Source organism: Brevundimonas sp. (assembly GCF_024711105.1).
Taxonomy (GTDB): Bacteria; Pseudomonadota; Alphaproteobacteria; order Caulobacterales; family Caulobacteraceae; genus Brevundimonas.
In genome coordinates, this window is the sequence record NZ_JANJTL010000105.1 from 1 (window position 1) to 19,234 (window position 19,234).

The following is a 19,234-nucleotide window of genomic DNA, read 5'->3' on the forward strand; positions in this document are numbered from 1 at the left end:
GGCGACAACGCCGAGCTTGAGGTCGAACTGATCACCCCGATCGCCATGGACCAGGGCCTGCGCTTCGCCATCCGCGAAGGCGGCCGCACCGTCGGCGCCGGCGTCGTCGCCAAGATCCTGGACTAAGGGCCGAACAGCCCCACCCGGATCGCTGCGCGATCGTCCCTCCCCATCAAGGGGAGGGAGACAGACACCAGAGGCCCCCGGAGCAATCCGGGGGTCTTTTGCTTTGGCGAAACTTCGGCTTAAGCTCATCTCCGGAGACGGGGGTCTTGGAACATGGCGTACGAGGGTCAGGCCGCGCCGCGGGCGCGCGTTGAGTTCGGCCCTGCGCCGGACGCCTTCCCGCTGGAGCCGTACGACATCGGGGAACGCGATCCCCGCGCGCTGAGCGAGCGCGGTCTCTGCTACTGGTTCAGCGACACCCTGGCCGACCTCTCCGGCCCCGAGCGCGTCCACTGCTCGCGCCTGATCCAACAGGTCACCGGCTCGGACGGGCTGCAGCCGTCGGCGAGCATTGAGATCGTCTTCGACCCGCGTTTCGAACGGCTCATCGTCCATACCGTCCGCGTGTGGCGAGACGGCCAGGCGCGCGAAGCCGCCAGTCCGGAAGCCTTCGAGCTTCTGAGGCGCGAGCTGAACCTCGAGCGGGCGGTCTACGACGGCCGCATCACGGCCCACATGATCGTGCCCGACGTGCGGGTCGGGGATGTCGTGGAGTCCGCCTATTCGATCATCGGCTCGAACCCGGTCCTGGGGGACGCCTTCGCCTACCGCTTCCGCTTCCAGTGGACGGCGCCGGCCATCGAGACGCGCTGCCGCCTGCGGGCGCCCGAGCAGCGGCGGCTGACGATCCGGACGTTTGGCGACTCCCCCGAGCCGACGGAGACGGTCTCGGACGGCGTGCGCGAAGTCACCTGGCGGCTATTGGACGCGCCGCCCTATCGGCATGAGCCGGACGCGCCTCAGTCCTATATCGGCTACGCCGCCGTTCACGTGGCGGATGAATCGAGCTGGACGGCGGTGGCCGATCTGGTTCGAGACGCCTACGCCCTGCCGCACACCATTCCGGCGGACCTGGCCGCCGCCATCGATCAGATCGCGGCGGCGCATCCGACACCCCAGGCGCGGGCCGCCGAAGGGCTGCGGTTCGTCCAGCGCTCCCTGCGCTATCACGCCATCGGGATCGGGGACGGCGGGTATCGGCCACGGCCGGTCGAGGCCATCTGGGCGACGCGCTATGGCGACTGCAAGGACGCCTCGCGGCTGCTCTCCACGGTGCTGACCCGGCTAGGCGTCGACGCCTGCTGCGCCCTCGTCAGCACGTGGCAGGGCGCGGACCTAGATCCGACGGTCCCGACACCCTTCGCCTTCGACCACTGCATCGTTCGGGCCCGGATCGACGGGACGACCTACTGGCTCGATCCCACAGCGCCGCCACAAAGTGGTCGCCTGAACAGGCTGACCCAGGCCGCGCACGGGTGGGCGCTGCCGCTGGAGGAAGGCGCCTCGCTCGAGGAGATGCCGCCGCCGGCCCCGGTCTTCGCCGCGGACATCCATGAGGACTGGACCTTCTCCAAGCGCGCCGACGCCTCGGCGAGCCTGAAGGTCGAGAGCGTCTACGAGGGTTGGCGCGCGGACCACATGCGCCGCTGGTGCGAGAACGACGGGGTGCAGAGCGTGGCCCGGCGGCTGCGCGAGGGGCTGGAGAGCCAGTACGGTGTCCTGTCGGAAAGCTCGCCCCTGGGCTGGCTGGACGAGGCCGACGAAAACCGGCTGGTGGTCACGGAAAGCTATCTGGTCGATCGACCCTATACGCCGATCGAGACGCCGCACCTCGTCTGCTTCGACGCGCGCGACGACCTGATCGGGCCAAACCTGAGGACGCCGGAATCCGCGCGTAGGCTCGAGCCGATCGCCCTGGGTCCGCCCCGTCGTCTCAGGATCAGGCGCACCCTGCGCTTCCCGGTCGAGGTGCAGGTTTCCCCCTGGGACGTCCGAGTGGATGGGCCGGGCCTGGCGGGCCGCAGCGCCTTCAGCTGGTCGAGCGGCCGGACGGCTGAACATCTGATCGACTTCCAGGTGCGCGAGCCCGTCGTGCCGGCGGCCAGGGCGCCGCTCTACTTCGACTTCGCGCGCAGGATGTGGAACGCCAACGGCCTGCGGATCGCCGTGCCGGTGCGGGGCGGCAAGCTGAGGAAGACCGACGACGGTCAGCCAGGCTGGGTCACGATTGCGGTGGTCGTCGCGATTCTCGCCGTGCTGGCCTTGCTGCGTGCGGTCGGCTGATCACGGCTGCAATCTCCGCGCGCCGAGGCTAAGAAGCGCCGGCAGTCAGGGGAGCCGCATGGCCGAGCGCGACGTCGTCATTCTGGGCGGGGGGCACAACGGGCTGGTGTGCGCCTGGTACCTGGCGCGGCGCGGGCTGAAGGTCACGGTGCTGGAGCGGCAGGGCGTCGTCGGCGGGGCGGCGGTGACCGAGGAGTTCGTCCCTGGCTATCGCAACTCGGTGGCCAGCTACACGGTCAGCCTGCTGAACCCGCGCGTCATCGCCGACATGGAGCTGGTGCGGCATGGGCTGAAGGTGGTCGAGCGGCGGGCGTCGAACTTCCTGCCGGTGAATGACCGCGACTATCTGCTGATGGCCGAGGGGCGGACCCACGCCGAGGTCGCCAAGTTCTCGCAGACGGACGCCGACCGGCTGGACGCCTACGCCGACCGGCTCGAGGCCATCGCCGAGTTCCTGCGGGACCTCGTTCTGCAGACGCCGCCGAATGTGGCCGAGGGTGGGCTGCTGGCGGCCTTGCCGGAAATGCTGAAGGCCGGCGGCCTGGCGCGGCGGCTGGGGCGGTTGGACGAGACCGGCAAGCGCGACTTGCTCGATCTGTTCGTGAAGTCGGCGGGCGACTGGCTGGACGGCTGGTTCGAAAGCGAGCCGATCAAGGCGGTCTATGGCTTCGACGCGGTCGTGGGCAACTACGCCAGTCCATACGCGGCTGGCTCGGCCTATGTGCTGCTGCATCACGTGTTCGGCGAGGTGAACGGCAAGAAGGGCGCCTGGGGCCACGCCATCGGCGGCATGGGCGCGATCACCCAGGCCATGGCCAAGGCCTGCGCCGAGGCGGGAGTCGATGTACGGCTGAACACCCCGGTGGGGGAAATCCTGACCGAGAAGGGCCGGGCGGTCGGGGCCGTGACGGAGGGCGGGGAGGTCGTGCGCGCAGCGACCCTCGTGTCCAACCTGCACCCCAAGCTGACCTTCGAGCGGCTGATGGACCCCGCGGCTCTGCCCGCGGATTTCCGTGAGCGCATCGGGCGCTACGCCTCGGGGTCGGGGACGTTCCGCATGAACGTGGCGCTGTCGGAGCTGCCGCGCTTCGCCTGCCGGCCCGAGGCCGGCGACCACATGACGGCCGGGATCATCATGGCCCCCAGCCTGGCCTACATGGACCGCGCCTGGATGGACGCCAGGGCAAATGGCTGGTCGAAGGAACCAATCATCGAGATGCTGATCCCCTCGACCCTGGACGACAGCCTGGCGCCGGAAGGGCGGCACGTGGCCAGCCTGTTCTGCCAGCACGTGGCGCCGCAGCTACCGAATGGGTGGTCCTGGGACGACCACCGGGACGAGGTCGCCGACCTGATGATCGAGACGGTCGACCGCTTCGCGCCGGGCTTCAAGGCATCGGTGATCGGGCGCCAGGCCCTGACGCCCATGGACCTGGAGCGCCGCTTCGGCCTGATCGGCGGCGACATCTTCCACGGCAAGCTCAGTCTGGACCAGCTGTTCAGCGCCCGGCCTGTGCTGGGCCACGGCGACTATCGGGGACCGCTGAAGGGCCTCTACATGTGCGGGTCGGGCACCCATCCCGGTGGTGGGGTGACCGGCGCCCCGGGCTTCAATGCGGCGCGGGAAATCCTCCGGGATCTGCGGCGCTAGGGCGCGCTGGCGCGGACGGGCCGGAAAGCCTATCTGGGCGCCATGTCGGGAAATCCAGTCCTATCGGGCATGAAGCGCGGCCTCGCCCTCCGCTGTCCGGAGTGCGGCCAGGGCAAGCTGTTTCGCGCCTATCTGAAGGTCGATCCGGTGTGCGACGCCTGCGGCCACGCGAACGGCCGCTACAAGGCAGACGACGGTCCGGCCTATTTCACCATCGTCCTGATCGGGCACGTGGTGATCGCGCCGCTTCTGCTGCTCGAGTTCATCTGGACGTGGGACCCGATGACGGTCGTCGCCATCACCCTGCCGGCGCTGGCGGCGGTCACGCTTGCGACCCTGCCCGTCGTGAAGGGGGGAGTGGTCGGACTGATGTGGGGACTTGCCAGGCGCGGTGGTCTGAGCGCGGCGGCCGATGGTGGACGCGACAGGGATTGAACCTGTGACCCCCTCGGTGTGAACGAGGTGCTCTACCGCTGAGCTACGCGTCCCCGGCGGAGGCGCGGACATAGCCCGCGAAACCGCCGCGATCAAGCGACGATGAGGCCTTCCAGGGCCGTTCGGATGGCAGCCGGAATCGTGGTGGGCCGGCGCGTCTCGCGGTCGACGTAGACGTGGACGAAATAGCCGTCGGCGGCCGCCTCGGGCTCGCCTTGCGAGAAGAGGGCGAGTTCGTAGCGGACGCTGGAGGAGCCCAGCCGCGCGACGCGCATCGCGGCCTCGATCGTCTCCGGAAAAGACAAGGCGGCGTGGTAGCGGCAGCCGGTCTCGACCACGAGCCCGATGGCGGGGCTGGCGGCCGTGTCCAGCAGGCCCCGCTCAATCAGCCATGTGTTCACCGCCGTGTCGAAGAAGCCGTAGTAGGCCGCGTTGTTCACGTGGCCGTAGACATCGTTGTCCGCCCAGCGCGTGGGGATGGGCCGGATCACGGCGTACTGGTCGCGGGTGGGGCGGTCGCTCATACGCCGTCTATGGCCGAGCCGCCCAAGAATCGCCACCGGCCCGGCGCGCAATGTTCGGCGAGCGGTGCGGGAGGCTTGAATGCTGCCGGGATCGTATTTCGCCAGCGTGTCCGGCGTGGCTTTGGTCGGAGCCGCGGTCGTCCTGGTCGCGCAGGACGGGACAGCCTACTTCCCGCCGCCTGAGGACCAGCCGTCCATCATCTGCAACACATCTTTCGACCCGCGCAAACGCGAAGTCGCGGTCGATGAGTTTTACGCCGCTTGGTTTGGGCCCCACCTGCGGACAGCTGAGGAGCCCTCGCTCTACTTGGCTTCACTCGATCCTCCCGCAGATCGGCCACGCACTGTCCGAGTGAGTTGGATTCCCTCATTCTACCGCACCGTATTCGCACGCGTTGAGTTCGCCGTGGACGGCTCGGCTAGCCTGCACGCCACCAGGCTGGTCGGCCTTGGCGGATACGACCCCGAAGGGGTTGATCTCAAAATGCAGCGCCCCTTGAGGCCAGAGGAACGCGACTACCTGGTTGCTCTGCTTTCAGACCCAGAACTCGCGGCTGCGCCGATCGTCACCTGCGATCTTGGCGTGGATGGCACCCAACTGGTGCTCGAGGATCGGCTGGGGCGCGACTACCGGCTGTACAATCAATCATCGCCCACGGACGGCGCGGTCCACATGGCTGGCCTGTACGTGCTGAGCCTAACGGGCTGGGACCTACGTTCCCCGCATGACGACTAGGTCAGCCACGACCGCCGGCAGTTCGTCGAACGCTGAGATGACCGCGTCCGCGCCGAGCTCCTCGGCCGCCGTTTCCGTATAGCCGAACCCCACCAGCACCACCGGCGCGCCGAGCGCGCGGGCGCAGGCGACGTCGGGGGCGCTGTCGCCGACCATGAGGCAGCGGGCCGGATCGCCGCCGGCGGTCAGGACGGCTTCGCGCAGGTGGGCGCCGGAGGGTTTGCGGGCGGAGACGACGTCTGGGCCGGCGACGAAGGCGAAGCGATGGGTCAGGTCCAGCGCGTCGAGCAAGGCGGCGGATAGCCTCGTCAGCTTGTTTGTGACCACCACGAGGTTCGCGCCCTCGCCGGCGAAGTGATCCAGCGTCTCGACGACGCCCTCGAAGGGGCGGCTCTCCTGGGCGATGCGGGCCAAGTAGAGGTCGATGAACTGGTCCAGCAGGGCCGGCGCCTCTTGGTGAGAGAACTCGGCGCCCGCCTCTTGGAAGCCGTGCTCCAGCATGACCCGCGCGCCGCGACCCACGAGGTGGCGGGCTGACGCCAGTGGGACGTGGGGCAGGTCTCGCTCCCCCAGCATGACATTGAGCGTCCCGATCAGGTCGGGCGCGGTGTCCACAAGGGTGCCGTCGAGGTCGAAGGCGAGGGTGACGCCGGAAAGGGACAAGGGCGGCTCGGGGAGGGGTGTCGCGACCGGGCGGCTTTCGGCTAAATCGGCGGGTCCCGCAAGCCGGAGAGTCGTCCTTGAGCCAGACCCAGGCCCGCGCCGCCGTGATCCTCGCCGCCGGCCAGGGCACGCGGATGAAGTCGCCCCTGCCCAAGGTGCTGCACCCGATCGGCGGGCGCGCGATGCTGGACCACGCTATCGACGCGGCCGAGGCCGCGGGCTGCGCGCGGATCGTGGTCGTGGTCGGCACGCACTCGCCGGAGGTCGGTGCGCATGTGGCCCAGCGCCTGGGCGAGGCGGCGGTGGCCCTTCAGGACCCGCCGCTGGGCACGGCGCACGCCGTCCAGGCGGCGGAACAGGCGCTGGCGGATTTCGAGGGCGAGGTGGTGATCACCTACGCCGACTGCCCCCTGTTGAAGGGCGAGACGATCGCGCCGCTGTTCGGCTCGGAGGCGGCCGTGACCGTGCTGGGCTTCGAGGCGGCGGATCCCGGCGCCTATGGGCGGCTGGTCCTGGGAGACCGCGACGAGCTCCTCAGGATCGTGGAGGCCAAGGACGCGCCCGACTACGTCCTGGACATCAGGCGCTGCAACTCGGGCGTCATGGTCTGCGAGCGGCGGCTGCTGTTCTCCCTGCTGGGAGAGGTGACCAACAACAACGCCAAGGGCGAGTACTACCTGACCGACATCGTGGAGCTGGCGCGCGCCCGGGGGCTGCACGCCCGGGCCGTATTCGCCGAGGAGGCGGCGGTCCAGGGGGTGAACTCGCAGGCCGAGCTAGCCGCCGCCGAACTGGTCTTCCAGCAGGGCCGGCGCGCTGAGCTGATGGGGGCGGGCGTGCGGATGCCGGCGCCGGAGACCGTCTGGCTGGCCTGGGACACCCAGGTCGCGGCGGGCTCGGTGATCGAACAGAACGTGGTGTTCGGGCCGGGTGTGTCGGTGGAGGGGCCGGCGTCGATCCGGGCCTTCAGCCATCTGGAGGGCGCGACGGTGGAGGCTGGGGCTGAGATCGGGCCCTATGCCAGACTCAGACCCGGCGCCCGGATCGGGCCCAAGGCCAAGGTCGGCAACTTCGTCGAGGTCAAGAACGTCACCATGGGCCGGGGCGCCAAGGCGAACCACCTGTCCTATCTGGGCGACGGCGAGGTGGGAGCCGAGGCCAACATCGGGGCGGGCACGATCTTCTGTAATTACGATGGCTTCGGGAAACATCGTACGACGGTGGGTAAGGGCGCCTTCATCGGGTCCAACAGCTCGCTAGTCGCGCCCGTGACCCTGGGCGCGGGGTCGATGACGGGCTCGGGCTCGGTCGTCACCGAGGATGTGCCGGAGGGAGCTCTGGCGCTCGGCCGCGCCAAGCAGACCAACAAGCCCGGCTGGGCCGTGCGGTTCCGGGCCCTGATGAGCGAGCGGAAGGCGCGCAAGTGAGCGCTGACCAGAAGCGCATCGCCGGCGAGGCCGCCGCCGAGCGGGTTGAGGCCGGTATGGTCGTCGGGCTGGGCACCGGCTCGACGGCCGCCTGGTTCGTGAAGGCGCTGGCGGCGAGGGGGCTGAGCGGCCTCAGGTGCGTGCCGACCTCGGAGGCGACGGCGGACCTGGCGCGTGATCTGGGGCTGACCCTGTCGACGCTGGAGGACACGCCGAGGATCGACCTGACGGTGGACGGGGCCGACGAGGTCGGGCCGGGCCTCGCCCTCATCAAGGGTGGCGGGGCGGCGCTGCTGCGCGAGAAGCTGGTCTGGGAAGCCTCGGCGCGCTGCATCGTCATCGCGGACGCCGGCAAGGTGGTGAAGACGCTGGGCGCCTTTCCGCTGCCAGTCGAGGTGGTCGCCTTCGGGCACAAGACCACGGCCAACCGCATCGCCGACGTGCTGGTCGACCACGACATCACCATGCCCGCCCGGGTCCGGACCGCCGACCGGGGCCTGGTCCGCACCGACGGCGGCAACCTGATCTACGACATCGCCTGCAAGGCCATCGAGGACCCGGCCCGCCTGGCCGACGATCTGAAACTGATCACCGGCGTGGTCGAGCACGGGCTGTTCCTCGACCTGGCCGACGAGGCGATCATCGGCACGGATTCGGGCGTCGAGGTGCTGGCGCCCTGAACTGCGCGAGCATTGCAGCCTCGAAAGTGACTGCAACTGCAGCAGTGCAACTAGAGAACGGGGGCGCTGGACGATGTGAAAGACCGGCGCTCAGTCTAGCGGCGCATCCTTCGCCGGGCGTCTGCAGGGTCACCGTTTCGACAGGCGGAAGCGAAAACAACGGGTTAAGTCGCGTCGATGCGGGCGTTGCAGGACCAATGCGCCCGCATCGCGGCTGCTATCGATCGCGGACCAGCAGGACTTCCAGCCGCTTCAGCTGAAGCTGAAGCTGGCGGGCGTGGATGGTCGGCCACATGGCCATCTTCATGATCAGGGACATGAGCAGCAGGACCGCCGCGGGAATGCCCCAGCGAACCGCCGTGAGCGCGTCGGTCGCCTCGAAGAAGCGCCAGGCCGCCCAGACGCCGGCCACGAAGGCGATCCCCTGGACCACCATCAGCACGCCGCTGACCCAGCCTGTGCGGCCGCCAAAGATCGACAGGGCCTGGGCGAAATAGCCGGGCTCTTCTCCGATGCGACGGAGCAGGTCGCGCTCCTCAGCGCTCAGGGCCTCGTCGAGGGTTTGATCGATGTCGCGCATCGTCAGGCTCCTTCCAGCGCCGCGCGCAGGGCGCGCCGCGCATGCATGAGGCGGGTCTTCACCGTGCCCGCCGGCACGTCCAGGGCGACCGCCGTCTCGGCGATGCTCATGTCTTCGAAGTGGTGCAGGGCGATCGCCGCGCGCTGGCCAGGCGGCAGGGCGCTGATGGCGCGCGCCAGCGCGGGGGTCGTAGCGACCGTCCCCACGTCGCCTGGCTCGGACGCCGGCTGCGCGGCGAGGTCGCGGGTCAGCTCGCGGTCGCGTCGACGGCCGTCGATCAGCCTGGCGCAGCGCCGGGACACGATCCGGTAGGCCCAGGCCGGGAAGGCGCGTTCGTCTTCCAGGCGGGCCAGGCCACGGGCGATCTCGATCCAGGCGGACTGAGCCGCATCTCGCGCCGCCTCGGGATCGCCCGTCAGCCGCCAGGCGTGGGCCACGAGCCGCCGGTTCCAGCGGCGCGCAAGGTGCTCGAACGCCCGCCGGTCGCCCGCGCGAGCGCAGACCACCAGGTACTCGTCCAGAACGCGGCTTTCGGCGGTGGTCATCGGACCCGGCTTTGCTGTTCGGCATATAGGTGGCGCGGCCGGCCGGATCGGTTCAATGGCGGCGACGATTTTCGGCTCGACCGCGGCTCGGCGGGGGACGCCGGGTTGCGCCGGGCGTGCCCGGGTGGTTTCAGGCGTGGGCGTGACTATGTGACGGGCGCACGGAACGGAGCTTCAGCGTGACCCAGTACGACTACGACCTCTTCGTCATCGGTGCCGGATCAGGCGGGGTGCGGGCCGCGCGGTTGGCGTCGCTGCTGGGCAAGCGGGTCGGGGTGGCGGAAGAGCATCGGGTCGGCGGCACGTGCGTGATCCGCGGCTGCGTGCCCAAGAAGTTCATGGTCTACGCCTCGGACTTCGCCCACGAGTTCGAGGTGGCCAAAGGCTACGGCTGGACGGTCGAGGAGCCGAGCTTCGACTGGCCGAAGTTCATCGAGACCAAGGATGTCGAGATCGCCCGTCTGTCGGGCATCTATGTCGCGAACCTGGCCAAGGCGGGCGTGGAGCTGGTCCACTCCAAGGCGCGGCTGAAGGACGCCCACACCGTCGAGTTGCTCGACAAGGGCCTGACCGTCACCGCCGACAAGATCCTGATCGCCACGGGCGGCCGGCCCTGGGTTCCGAAGGACGTGCCGGGCCTCGAGCACGCCATCACCTCGGATGCGGCCTTCCATCTGCCGGAGCTGCCGAAGCGCATCCTGATCACCGGCGGCGGCTATATCGCGGTCGAGTTCGCCGGCATCTTCGCCGGGCTTGGGGCCGAGACGACCCTGATCTATCGCGGGCCGAACATCCTGCGTGGCTTCGACGACGACGTGCGGGCGCACCTGGCCGACCAGATCCAGAAGCGGGGCGTGCGGGTGATCTTGGGCTGCCAGCACAAGGCGATCGAAAAGGTCGAAGGCGGCCTTTGTAACGTGCTGGACAACGGCATGCGGATCGAGACCGACGTCGTCATGTTCGCCACGGGCCGCGAACCCTATGTAGACGGGCTGGGGCTGGAGACGGCGGGCGTCGAGCTGAACGAGCGAGGCGCGATCCGGGTCGACGACTATTCGAAGACGACGGCGGACAACATCTGGGCCGTCGGCGACGTGACCGACCGGGTGAACCTGACGCCCGTGGCGATCCGCGAGGCCGTGGCCTTTGTCGAGACGGTGTTCAAGGACAACCCGTCGACCATGGACTACGCCAACATCCCGACGGCGGTGTTCTCGCAACCGCCGGTGGGGACGGTCGGCCTGACGGAGGCGGAGGCGCGCAAGGCGCATGGACGGATCGACGTCTATCTCAGCCGCTTCCGGCCGATGCGCTACGCCTTCGTCGGCGGCGAGGAGCGGATGCTGATGAAGATCATCGTGGACGCCGAGAGCGACCGGCTGCTGGGCGTGCACATCGTGGGGCCTGACGCGGCGGAGATCATCCAGCTGGCCGCGGTGGCGGTGAAGGCCGGCCTGACGAAGGCGCAGTGGGATTCGACCTGCGCCCTGCACCCGACGGTGGCCGAGGAACTCGTGACCATGCGCGAGCGCTACGTGGCGCCAGAGCTCCAGGCCGCCGAGTGATGCAGGGCTGGGGGGAGGCCTACAAATACTGGGTGCTGGCGGTCCTGATCGGACTGTCGGCGGTGACCGCTTATCTGTGGCCGTACGGCTTTTCGGCCTTCACCCCTATCGCCGGGATCGTGATGATCCCGCTGTTTCGCGTCCGGCGGCCGGATGTGGTCTTCGGCGTGCTGCTGCTGCTGTGCCTCTACGCGCTCGGGACCACGGCCTGGAGCCCGGTGTTCAGTTCGTCGGGGCCGATAGAGGGGTATGCCGACGCCGAGACCCAAACCTGGGGCAAGCTGCCAATGCAGCTGGGCCTTTACGCAGTGCTGACGCTGCTTGCGGCAAGCCTGCCGGCCGAGCGGCTGCGGCGGTTGAAAGCGCCTTTCGTGGTCGGAGCGATGGTGGTGGCGGTGGTGCTGCTGGTGGAGGGCATATCAGGCGCAGCCCTCTATCGGACGCTGACCGAGGCGATCGGCGATCCGACTCGACCTGACCTGGCGATCCGCAACGTGGCGCAGGGGACCTATGCGCTGGCCCTGATGTTCTGGCCCGCGCTGCGCATTCTTCTAGACCGGGAGCGGAAGCGAGCGGCCCTGCTACTGACTGCGGGCGTGCTGATCCCGCCGTTCCTTTTGAGCGCCATGGCGCCGCTGGCCGCTGTGGCGGTCAGCGGGCTGGTCTGGGGGGCCGTGCGGAGGGGCGAGGTCCGGCTGACCGCCCTTATCGGCGGCGCGCTGGCGACTGTAATCCTTCTCGCGCCCTGGATCGTCCTGGCTGCTGAGCCCCTGTTCCAAATGATCGAGCCGCACATCGGGGCCTCCTGGGCGGCGCGGCTCGAGATCTGGCGGTTCTCCGCCGAGCAGGTGCTGGAGCATCCGCTGTTCGGCTGGGGTGTCGATGGCAGCCGGGCCTTCCTGCCGTTCATGCTGCATCCGCATTCGGCGCCGCTGCAGCTCTGGCTGGAACTGGGCGCAATCGGAGCGGCGCTCGCAGCCGGCTTCTGGATGCTGTTGATCCGCCGGGCGGGGCGGCTGGGCGCCCACGCCGTGGCGGCGGCCGTGTCCTACTTCGTCATTGGCGGTCTGAGCTTCGGCGTCTGGCAGGAATGGTGGCTGGGATTGGGGGTCATGACGGTCATCTGGAGCATGGTCGCGGCCCAGCCGGAGCCGGAAGATGCGTCGGTGATTGAGGCTTAATGTCCGAGAGCCTATCTAGCGAGACATGAGCGCCCGCTGGACCCCCGGTTCCTGGAGAACGAAGCCCGTCAGCCACATGCCGACGGACTATCCGGACGCCGTCGCCTTGGGCCAGGCCGAGGACGAACTGCGCACCTATCCGCCGCTGGTCTTCGCCGGGGAGGCGCGTCGCCTGACCCAGCGGCTGGCCGAGGTCGAGGCGGGCCGGGCCTTTCTGCTGCAGGGCGGCGACTGCGCCGAAAGCTTCAAGGAGTTCTCGACCGACAACATCCGCGACACCTTCCGGCTGATCCTGCAGATGGCGGTGGTCCTGACCTTCGCGGGCGGCCGGCCGGTGGTGAAGGTGGGCCGCATCGCTGGCCAGTTCGCCAAGCCGCGCTCCTCCGACATCGAGCGGGTGGGCGAAGTCGAGCTGCCCAGCTATCGCGGCGACGTCATCAACGGCATGGAGTTCGAGGCCGCGGCCCGGACGCCGGACCCGCAACGGCTGCTGCGCGCCTATCACCAGTCGAGCGCCACCCTGAACCTGCTGCGCGCCTTCGCGGAGGGCGGCTTCGCGGACCTGCACAACATCCACCGCTGGACCCTGAACCGCACCAGCGAGGGCGGGTATGCGGCGCGGTATCGCGAGCTGTCTGACAAGATCGGCGAGTCGCTCGACTTCATGCGCGCCGTGGGCGTGACGCCGGAAAGCCATCCGGAGCTGTCGCGGGTGGAGTTCTTCACCAGCCACGAAGCGCTGCTGCTGAACGTCGAGGAGGCGCTGACGCGGCTCGATGCGGCCACCGGCGAGTGGTTCGATACCTCCGCCCACATGGTCTGGATCGGCGAGCGGACCCGTCGCGTCGACGGGGCCCACGTCGAGTTCGCGCGCGGTATCAAAAACCCCATCGGCTTGAAGTGCGGGCCGACGATGCAGCCGGACGACCTGCTGAAGCTGGCCGAGACGCTGAACCCGGCCAACGAGCCCGGGCGGCTGACCCTGATCGGCCGCTTCGGGGCGGACAAGGTGGGCGACCGTCTGCCGGTGCTGATGAAGGCGACGCGGGATGCGGGCCTGCGGGTGGTCTGGTCGATCGACCCGATGCACGGCAACACGCTCAAGGCCGGCAACGGCTTCAAGACGCGGCCGTTCGATCGCATCCTTGGTGAAGTCCGGACGTTCATCGAGGTGGCCGAGGCCGAGGGCGTTCACCCGGGCGGGGTGCATCTGGAAATGACCGGCCAGGACGTGACCGAATGTCTGGGCGGGGCGCAGGCCCTCACGGAGGATGACCTGTCGAGCCGCTACCACACCCACTGTGATCCCCGGCTGAACGCCGACCAGGCGCTGGAGCTGGCCTTCCTGGTCGCCGAGCGCCTCAAGGCGGGCCGCGGCCGCCGGTCGGAGGCGGCCTGATGGGGACGGGCTGCGTCGCCTACCAGGGCGCGCGGGGCGCCTTCAGCTATGAGGCCTGTCTGGCGCTGAGGCCGTGGGACGAGCCGACCGGGTACCAGACCTTCGCCGAGGCCATTGGCGCGGTGGCGTCCGGCGAGTGCGCCTGCGGGCTGATCCCGGTCGAAAACACCATCGTGGGCCTGCTCCCGGAGCCGAACCGGCTGATCGAGGAGCATGGGCTGAAAATCGTCGCCGAGGCGTGGCGACCGATGCGGCAGATGCTGATGGCCGTGCCGGGCGCCAAGCTTGCGGACCTCAAGACGGTCGAGAGCCATCCCGTGGCGCTGAAGCAGTGCGCGCAGAACATCGCGGCGCTCGGCCTGACGGCGGTGGAGGCCTTCGACACCGCGGGCGCGGCGGCCGCGGTGGCGGCGGCGGGCGACATCAGCCGCGCCGCCTTGGGGCCGGCGGTCGCCGCGGAGCTCTACGACCTGAGGATTCTGCGCAACGACATGCAGGATTCAGCGGACAACCGGACGCGCTTCGTCGTCCTGGAGCGCTGAGCGCTTGACGCACGCCGGTTTCTGACCCGGCATGGCGAGGTCCGCATCCAGCGGACGAGGTTTCCAGAGATGACCCGGCGCGCGCTGCACCTGTCCTGTCCCGAGATCCGGACCGGCCGCGCCTATTATTTCGGCTTCGGCGGCTTTCGATACGCCGGCTGAGGGCGCGGCGTTCGACCCCGACCCTCGCCGGCGACCGCGCGTATTCAGCGCGGCACCCGACCGATTGAACCGAAATCTCTCCAGGGCCATCCCATGCTTTCCCGACCGATCAGCGCGCGCGAACCCGCGCCCGCCAACGACATCTCCGCCGAAGACCTGACGCTCGAGGCGCTGCGCTTCGAGATCGACCGGCTGGACGACCAGATGCTGGACCTGCTCCAGCGCCGCCTGCTGCTGGCCCGCCGGGTCGGAAAGGCCAAGGACGCACCGCACGGGCCGTTCCTGAACCTGCGGCCCGACCGCGAGGCGGCGGTGATGCGCCGGCTGGTCGGGCGGGCCGGCTCGCTCGCCCGGCCCGCGGTGGCGCCGATCTGGCGCGAGGTGATCGGTGCGGGCCTGGCCCAGCAGGGGGCCCTGACCATCGCCCTGTGGCGCGGAGCCGAGGACGGCCGCACTTGGGACCGGGCCCGGCAGCGCTTCGGCAGCCAGGTCAGCTACATGGGCGCCGCCAACCCGAACGCGGCGCTGGACGCCGCGCAGTCGGGGAACGCCGTCGCGGTGCTGAACCTGTCAGCGGACCAGCCGTGGTGGATCGATCTGCTGCGCGACTATCCCGACTTGTGGGTGTTCGAAAGCCTCGACGACGCACGGGGTGTGCCTGTCGCGTTGGCCGTCGGGCGGATCGATCCCAAGGCGCTAGCCAAGGGCCGGACCTTCCAAGTGACGGCCGGCGGCGACGCGGGCGAGGGCGATGGCCGGCGCACGCTGACGACGCACCACGGCTGGACGCTGGCAATCACCGAAGGCGAGCTGCCGCTGGATCGCGGGCTCGGCGTGGTGGGGCGAACGCCCTAGCTCTTCACCTTCACATAGCTGCCCGGCGCGGGTTCGATGGGCTTGAGCTTGCCCTTCTTCGGATCGCGCGCCGGGACCCAGTCGCCGGACTTGTCGTGGAGCCACTCGGCCCAGTGTGGCCACCAGGAGCCGGGGTGCTCGACGGCGCCGGCGCGCCATTCGTCCAGGGTCTCGGGGAAGGCGTCGTTGGTCCAGTGGTTGTACTTGTTGGCCGCCGGCGGATTGACCACCCCGGCGATGTGGCCTGAGCCCGCCAGGGTCAGGGTGACCTGGGCGTTCTTGAACGCCCGCGCCGAGCGATAGACCGAGTTCATCGGGGCGATGTGGTCTTCCTTCGACGCCTGGAAGTAGAGCGGGATGGTGACCTTAGACAGGTCGATCCGCTCGCCGCCGATCTCGAACTGGCCCTGGCTGAGCGCATTCTTGCCGTAGAGGGAGCGCAGGTAGTCCAGGTGCAGCGCCTTGGGCATGCGCGTCTGGTCGGCGTTCCAGAACAGCAGGTCGAAGGCCGGCGGATCCTTGCCCATCAGGTAGTTCGACACGAAGAACGACCAGATCAGGTCGTTGGCGCGCAGGGCGTTGAAGGTGTCGGCCATGGCCGCGCCGGGCAGGACGCCGCCGGCCGCGTCCATCTTCTGCTCGATCTGCTCCAGCCAGTGCTCGTCGGTGAACAGCAGCAGGTCGCCGGCCTCGGCGAAGTCGTGCTGGGCGGCGAAGAAGGTCGTCGCCGAGACCCGGTCGTCCTTGGCGGCGGCCATATGCGCAAGCGCCGCGCCCATCAGGGTGCCGCCGATGCAGTAGCCAACGGTGTTCACGTGCTCGGCGCCGGTCTGCTCCAGGACCTTTCCGACCGCCCGGTACATGCCCTTGTGCAGATATTCAGAGAAGCCGAACTCGGCCTTGTCCCGATCCGGATTGACCCAAGAGCAGACGAAGACGGTGAAGCCCTGGGCCGACAGCCAGCGGATCATCGAGTTCTTGGGCTGGAGGTCCAGGATGTAGAACTTGTTGATCCAGGGCGGGAAGATCAGCAGCGGGATGGCCCGCTGCTGTTCGGTGGCGGCGTCGTACTGGATCAGCTCGAACAGCTCGTCGCGCCACACCACCTGGCCGGGGGCGGTGGCGACGTTCACCCCCACCTCGAACTTGCCGTAGTCGGCCTGGCTGATGGCCAGCTGACCGTTGCCGCGCTCGATGTCGGCGGCGAAGTTTTGCATGCCCTTGACCAGGCTCTCGCCGTTGGTGGCCATCAGCTCGCGAAGCGCCGCCGGATTGGAGGCGAGGAAGTTCGACGGCGCAAACGCGTCGGTCAGCAGCTTGGTGAAGAACTCGGCCCGGCGTTTCACGCGGGGGTCCACGTCCTCGGCCGAAGCGATCAGGTTGTTCAGCCACTCCGAGGACAGGAGGTAGGAGCGCTTCATCACCTCGAAGACGGGGTTCTCGGTCCAGTCGGGATCGGCGAAGCGCTTGTCGGGGCGTCCGGCCTGGGGCGCCGGCGGCTCGCCCGACGCGCGGCGGGCGGCGTCGGTCCACAGGTCCATATAGCCCTTGAACAGCTCCGCCTGGGCCTGGAACAGCCGGTCGGGCCGGCTGGCCAGGGAGGTCATCACCGAGGTCATGGCCGGGGCCACGTTGAAGGGATCCGGCGAGAGGGCCGCAGGCCGGTCGGCCTGCTTCAGGGCGGCTTCGGCGATGGCCTGCTGGGCCGTCATGGCGGCCTTGGCGAGGTTCATCGACAACTGCTCGATCGCCTCGCGGGACGGCGGCTCCATCTCGGGCGCGGGGGAGGGGGCGGCCCTCGGAGCCTCAGTCGCAGCCTCCGGCTTTGCTTCGGGCTGAAGCTTGGCCTCGGGCTTCGCTTCCGCCTTTGGCCCACGCTTCGGAGCGGCCTTGGGCGCGGCGGCCTTGGTGGGGGCGGTCTTCCGGGGTCGCTTCGTCTCGGCCATCGGGCGCTCCTGCCGCTTCCTCGCGCGAACAGGATGGCATATGACCGGCGGTGAAATGAACGCAACCCTCGACCGAGTCGCGACCGCCGCCGCCCGCCTCGCCGGGATGGGACTGATGGCCGCCCTGGCTGGTTGCGTGAGTTACAGCCCCTTCAACTCCGAGACCGATCCGACCTCGCCGGCCGCGCAGCGCGTCGACGCCCTGGCGCGCGCAGACGGCGCCTATCCGCGCTGGGAGGATTTCCCCGCCGCGCCCCGCGACGTGCCGTCCGCTGCGGACATCCGCGCCCGCGTCGTCGCCTTGGAGGCGTCCGAGGCCACCCTGGCTCGCCAGGTCGCGGGCATCCAGTGGACCCTGAACGAGAGCGACGGCGACCCGTGGGCGCGCCGGACCCGCGCCCGCATCGACGCCCGGCTGGCCCAGCCGGCGGACCCGAACGCCATGGCAGAGGCCCTGGCCTGGGCCGAACGGCTCCGGGCGCGGGCCAATCCCCCGCCTCCCGTCCAGAATTGACGCCGCGCGGCGCTACACTCCCCGCATGACCTCCGCTCACCGATTCGCGGCTGTCCGCGTGCGTCAGGCTCTCTGACATGGCGGACGGTGCGGGACAGACCGCCTTCCTCGGCGTCGAACGATCGGTCAGCGGCCGCCGGTGGCGCTGGCGGCCGGCGGACGCGGACGCGGTACGGAGCGTCCAACAAGCCCACGGGCTGTCGGAGGTGCTGGCCCGCGCCCTGGTGTCTCGCGGCGTCAGGCCAGAGCAGGCGGGGGACTACCTCTCGCCGACCCTGCGCGCGCTGTTTCCCGACCCCTCCTGCTTTCGCGACATGGATGCGGCTGCCGAGGCGATGATCGACGCGCTGGTCGCGCGATCCTCCGTCTGGGTCTTCGCCGACTACGACGTGGACGGGGCCTCCAGCGCCGCGCTGCTGGTCCGGTGGTTCCGCGCCATGGGGCTGGAGCTGCAGGTCTATGTCCCGGACCGTCTGACCGAGGGCTATGGGCCTAGCGCCCAGGCCTTCGCCCGGATGAAGGAGGGCGGCGCCGACCTGGTGGTCACCGTCGATTGCGGCGCCGCGGCCCACGACGCGCTTGAGGCAGCCGCCGACATGGGCGTGGAGGTGGTGGTGATCGACCACCACCTGATGCGGGGCGATCCGCCGCGCGCCCGCGCCGTGGTCAATCCGAACCGGCCGGATTGCGGCTCGGCCCAGGGCAATCTGGCGGCCGCCGGGGTGGTCTTCGTGCTGCTGGCGGCGCTGAACCGCGAGGCGCGGCGGCGCGGCCTGTTCGCCGACAGGCCCGAGCCGGACCTGCGCCAGTGGCTGGACCTGGCGGCGCTGGGGGCCTTCTGCGACGTCACCAGCCTGACCGGCTTCAACAGGGCCCTGGCCTCGCTCGGCCTGAAGGTGATGTCGACCTGGAGCAACGTCGGGGTCTCCGCCCTGATGGCGGCGGCGCAGTCGCCTCTGACAGCGGCCACGCCGTTCCACGCCGGCTTCATCCTGGGCCCGCGCATCAACGCCGGGGGCAGGGTGGGGCGCTCCGACCTCGGCGCCCGCCTTCTGGCCACCGACGACCCCGACGAGGCGCGCGACCTGGCCGAAAAGCTGAACGCGCTGAACGCCGCGCGCCGCGAGGTTGAAAAGGAAGTCACCGACGCCTGCGCCCTGATGATCGAGCGGGGCAGCAACCATTCTACCGAGGGCCCCCTGATCCTGGCGGCCGGCGAAGGCTGGCATCCGGGCGTGATCGGCGTGGTGGCCGGGCGGCTGAAGGAACGCTGGCGCCGTCCGGTGATCGTAGTCGGCATCGATCCCGCCACGGGGATCGGCAAGGGCTCGGGCCGTTCCATCCCGGGCGTGAACCTGGGCCGGGCGGTGCAGGCGGCGTTCGACGAGGGTCTGCTGCTGGCCGGCGGCGGTCACGCCATGGCGGCTGGCCTGACGGTAAAAGCCGACATGCTGCCTGAGCTGCGCGCCTTCCTGGAGGCGCGGCTGTGCGACGAGACCTCGACCGCCCTCGAGGAGGACGCTCTAGAGATCGACGTCCT

18 protein-coding genes, 1 tRNA gene and 1 pseudogene are annotated in these 19,234 nt (G+C 69.6%); 14 read left to right on the forward strand and 6 right to left on the reverse strand.

The annotated features are described in order from the left end of the window. The 4 genes and pseudogenes from tuf to Q0M60_RS07980 all read left to right on the forward strand — a co-directional run. A pseudogene (gene tuf, locus Q0M60_RS07965) lies at window positions 1-126 on the forward strand (elongation factor Tu); the annotation flags it as partial. A 153-nt stretch (window positions 127-279) separates the two neighbouring features. Then, entirely contained in the window at window positions 280-2,289 is a 2,010-nt protein-coding gene (locus Q0M60_RS07970) for a DUF3857 domain-containing protein (RefSeq protein WP_296818055.1), read from the forward strand. A 58-nt stretch (window positions 2,290-2,347) separates the two neighbouring features. Further along, window positions 2,348-3,940 (forward strand): NAD(P)/FAD-dependent oxidoreductase, encoded by a 1,593-nt coding sequence (locus tag Q0M60_RS07975; protein WP_296818057.1) that lies wholly within the window; start codon window positions 2,348-2,350, stop codon window positions 3,938-3,940. 69 nt (window positions 3,941-4,009) lie between these two features. Further along, entirely contained in the window at window positions 4,010-4,375 is a 366-nt protein-coding gene (locus Q0M60_RS07980; protein WP_296818059.1) for a DUF983 domain-containing protein, read from the forward strand. On the opposite strand, the gene Q0M60_RS07985 is transcribed toward Q0M60_RS07980, so the two are convergent. Then, window positions 4,354-4,428 (reverse strand) — tRNA-Val (locus tag Q0M60_RS07985). The genes Q0M60_RS07980 and Q0M60_RS07985 overlap by 22 nt on opposite strands. Before the next feature lie 39 nt (window positions 4,429-4,467). Then, window positions 4,468-4,899, reverse strand: a complete 432-nt coding sequence (locus Q0M60_RS07990; RefSeq protein WP_296818061.1) for a thioesterase family protein — start codon at window positions 4,897-4,899, stop codon at window positions 4,468-4,470. A 79-nt stretch (window positions 4,900-4,978) separates the two neighbouring features. Here Q0M60_RS07990 and Q0M60_RS07995 point away from each other — a divergent pair, with 79 nt between their 5' ends. Further along, entirely contained in the window at window positions 4,979-5,635 is a 657-nt protein-coding gene (locus Q0M60_RS07995) for a hypothetical protein (protein WP_296818063.1), read from the forward strand. Here Q0M60_RS07995 and Q0M60_RS08000 read toward each other — a convergent pair. Beyond that, a complete protein-coding gene (locus Q0M60_RS08000; protein ID WP_296818065.1) occupies window positions 5,612-6,298 on the reverse strand; it encodes an HAD-IA family hydrolase in 687 nt (228 codons plus the stop codon). The genes Q0M60_RS07995 and Q0M60_RS08000 overlap by 24 nt on opposite strands. Window positions 6,299-6,375: 77 nt before the next feature. Here Q0M60_RS08000 and glmU point away from each other — a divergent pair, with 77 nt between their 5' ends. Both glmU and rpiA read left to right on the forward strand, forming a co-directional pair. Further along, on the forward strand, window positions 6,376-7,725 hold the full coding sequence (glmU, locus tag Q0M60_RS08005) for a bifunctional UDP-N-acetylglucosamine diphosphorylase/glucosamine-1-phosphate N-acetyltransferase GlmU (protein WP_296818067.1): 1,350 nt from the start codon (window positions 6,376-6,378) through the stop codon (window positions 7,723-7,725). After that, entirely contained in the window at window positions 7,722-8,405 is a 684-nt protein-coding gene (gene rpiA / locus Q0M60_RS08010) for a ribose-5-phosphate isomerase RpiA (protein WP_296818069.1), read from the forward strand. The genes glmU and rpiA overlap by 4 nt, the downstream gene beginning before the upstream one ends. Window positions 8,406-8,622: 217 nt before the next feature. Here rpiA and Q0M60_RS08015 read toward each other — a convergent pair whose 3' ends face one another. After that, complete coding sequence (locus Q0M60_RS08015; protein WP_296818070.1) at window positions 8,623-8,985, reverse strand: DUF6768 family protein; 363 nt, start codon at window positions 8,983-8,985, stop codon at window positions 8,623-8,625. 2 nt (window positions 8,986-8,987) lie between these two features. Then, entirely contained in the window at window positions 8,988-9,530 is a 543-nt protein-coding gene (locus tag Q0M60_RS08020) for a sigma-70 family RNA polymerase sigma factor (protein ID WP_296818073.1), read from the reverse strand. Between the two features lie 179 nt (window positions 9,531-9,709). Between Q0M60_RS08020 and gor the strand changes: the two genes are divergently transcribed. From gor to Q0M60_RS08045, 5 genes are all read left to right on the forward strand, one after another. Continuing rightward, window positions 9,710-11,095 carry a glutathione-disulfide reductase gene (gor, locus tag Q0M60_RS08025; protein ID WP_296818075.1) on the forward strand — a complete coding sequence of 462 codons (1,386 nt, stop codon included), beginning with the start codon at window positions 9,710-9,712 and terminating at the stop codon, window positions 11,093-11,095. Further along, window positions 11,095-12,276, forward strand: coding sequence for an O-antigen ligase family protein (locus tag Q0M60_RS08030; RefSeq protein WP_296818076.1), 1,182 nt, complete (start codon window positions 11,095-11,097; stop codon window positions 12,274-12,276). The genes gor and Q0M60_RS08030 overlap by 1 nt, the downstream gene beginning before the upstream one ends. Window positions 12,277-12,301: 25 nt before the next feature. Beyond that, window positions 12,302-13,675 (forward strand): class II 3-deoxy-7-phosphoheptulonate synthase, encoded by a 1,374-nt coding sequence (locus Q0M60_RS08035; protein WP_296818078.1) that lies wholly within the window; start codon window positions 12,302-12,304, stop codon window positions 13,673-13,675. Next, window positions 13,675-14,217, forward strand: a complete 543-nt coding sequence (locus Q0M60_RS08040; RefSeq protein ID WP_296818080.1) for a prephenate dehydratase domain-containing protein — start codon at window positions 13,675-13,677, stop codon at window positions 14,215-14,217. The genes Q0M60_RS08035 and Q0M60_RS08040 overlap by 1 nt, the downstream gene beginning before the upstream one ends. A 255-nt stretch (window positions 14,218-14,472) precedes the next feature. Continuing rightward, a complete protein-coding gene (locus Q0M60_RS08045; protein ID WP_296818082.1) occupies window positions 14,473-15,234 on the forward strand; it encodes a chorismate mutase in 762 nt (253 codons plus the stop codon). Here the strand turns inward: Q0M60_RS08045 and phaC are convergent. Further along, a complete protein-coding gene (gene phaC, locus Q0M60_RS08050) occupies window positions 15,231-17,180 on the reverse strand; it encodes a class I poly(R)-hydroxyalkanoic acid synthase (RefSeq protein WP_296818084.1) in 1,950 nt (649 codons plus the stop codon). The genes Q0M60_RS08045 and phaC overlap by 4 nt on opposite strands. 55 nt (window positions 17,181-17,235) lie before the next feature. Between phaC and Q0M60_RS08055 the strand changes: the two genes are divergently transcribed. Next, window positions 17,236-17,694, forward strand: coding sequence for a hypothetical protein (locus Q0M60_RS08055; protein WP_296818086.1), 459 nt, complete (start codon window positions 17,236-17,238; stop codon window positions 17,692-17,694). A gap of 77 nt (window positions 17,695-17,771) precedes the next feature. Then, window positions 17,772-19,234 (forward strand): single-stranded-DNA-specific exonuclease RecJ (gene recJ / locus Q0M60_RS08060; RefSeq protein WP_296818088.1); only part of this gene is annotated, 1,463 nt, incomplete at its 3' end.